Origin of the sequence: Ensifer sp. SSB1 (assembly GCF_016652895.1) — a bacterium.
Lineage (GTDB): Bacteria > Pseudomonadota > Alphaproteobacteria > Rhizobiales > Rhizobiaceae > Ensifer.
The window spans coordinates 1-1,264 of sequence record NZ_JAEPRP010000368.1 but is presented as its reverse complement, the minus strand read 5'-3'; the positions used below and the strand labels follow the sequence as shown (position 1 = coordinate 1,264).

The window sequence follows — 1,264 nt, the reverse complement described above, 5'->3', positions numbered from 1 at the left end:
CGGGATAGCCTTCGGGCGATCCACTTCCAAGGGCGGGATCAGAGAAGGACCGGAAGTATCCTCGCTACCAGCGCCGCCTTCTGTCGGGTCCACCAGATCTGCGATTGGCGCAGCAGCCTCGATTGCGGCGCCCTCGTTTGGCAAAATTTCTGCAGTGGTCTCTGGAGAAGGCAGCTCCATGCGCTGAGCCGGTTCGAACAGATGCGGTGCTTCTGTCTCAGCCGCGCGCACGAGGGCCTTGAGGTCCGTGTCTCCCCAAATTGAAGACTGGCTGGTAGTCGACCGCCGGCGAGCCGATTTGACTTCGACGATAAACTTTCGCTGCTGCGGTTTCATGCGGCTCCAACGTTTAAGGGTGCGATATCAGTTACGGCGTGTCATACCGCCCAAGCATTTTTTTGAGCTGCGTATTCTGCAACCGCAACTTTTCTGCAAGCCGGCGTCTTAGTTGCCTGACGTCCTCGTCCAGTGCGGTCATCTCATCGACGAAGGTCATCGGCGGCTGTGGGGCACCGGAACTGCGATCTCCATACTCGACGACTTCGGCCACTGCAACATCGCCAGCGCTTGTTTTCCGGCTGCGCCTTCGCCTTTTGGTCGGCGGTGGCTGTGGTGACCCGGCGGGCTCCGGAAGCATCCCTTGAGCGTCGGCAGGTGACCGGTCGACTATTGTAGCAAGCGTCCCATCATTTTGGTCAGCCGCAGCATCGATGTTCAAAGCGTCGAGACTACTTGCCTCCTCGTTCGAGCCTTCAACGACCAAGTCATCAACTTCGCCTGCCGGGTCCTCGGTCTCGACTTCAGGAGCGTTCTCCGACGTCTTGACCGTTCTTCCCAGGGACGCCAGCTGGGCCAGATATTTCCACGGTGATTTCATAGTGCGCCGCCAAACTGATCAATGGCACCGGCATCCTTGGCCGCAACCCTCAAAGGAACTCCAGCCAGAATGCGATGACAAGGGCCAATCAAGTTATCCGATCGGCCCTTTATCAATTGATCAGGCAAGGCCCAACCGCTTGCGCAGGTCGGCGTTCTCGGCCCGCAGTTTTTCGGCCAGCGCCTTGCGCAGCCGCGCGTTCTCTTCTTCGAGCTGGAGAAGATCTGCAATGTCGTCGAGGACTGGAGCTGAAGCCGTCGTTGCCGTCGGCTGCTTTGCCCCACGGGTTTCGCCGGCGCCCTTGGCGACCTTCTTTGCCCGGGTCTTGCCAGTCGCCGGCGCCTCCGCAGAGAGGTTCCCGTCCGCCGACTTGTCTGCACGCTTCCT

Annotated in this window: 1 protein-coding gene and 2 pseudogenes; all 3 read right to left on the bottom strand. The window is 59.8% G+C overall.

From position 1 onward, the window contains the following. Window positions 1-336 (bottom strand): annotated as a pseudogene (locus I8N66_RS37395) (hypothetical protein); the annotation flags it as partial. Window positions 337-367: 31 nt separating this feature from the next. After that, entirely contained in the window at window positions 368-877 is a 510-nt protein-coding gene (locus I8N66_RS37390; RefSeq protein WP_291165607.1) for a hypothetical protein, read from the bottom strand. Between the two features lie 120 nt (window positions 878-997). Next, window positions 998-1,264, bottom strand: a pseudogene (locus I8N66_RS37385) (SyrB-like regulator); the annotation flags it as partial.

Coding starts and splice junctions, on each gene's coding strand:
- I8N66_RS37390 (WP_291165607.1), bottom strand. CDS start 877: ATGAAATCACCGTGGAAATATCTGGCCCAGCTGGCGTCCCTGGGAAGA.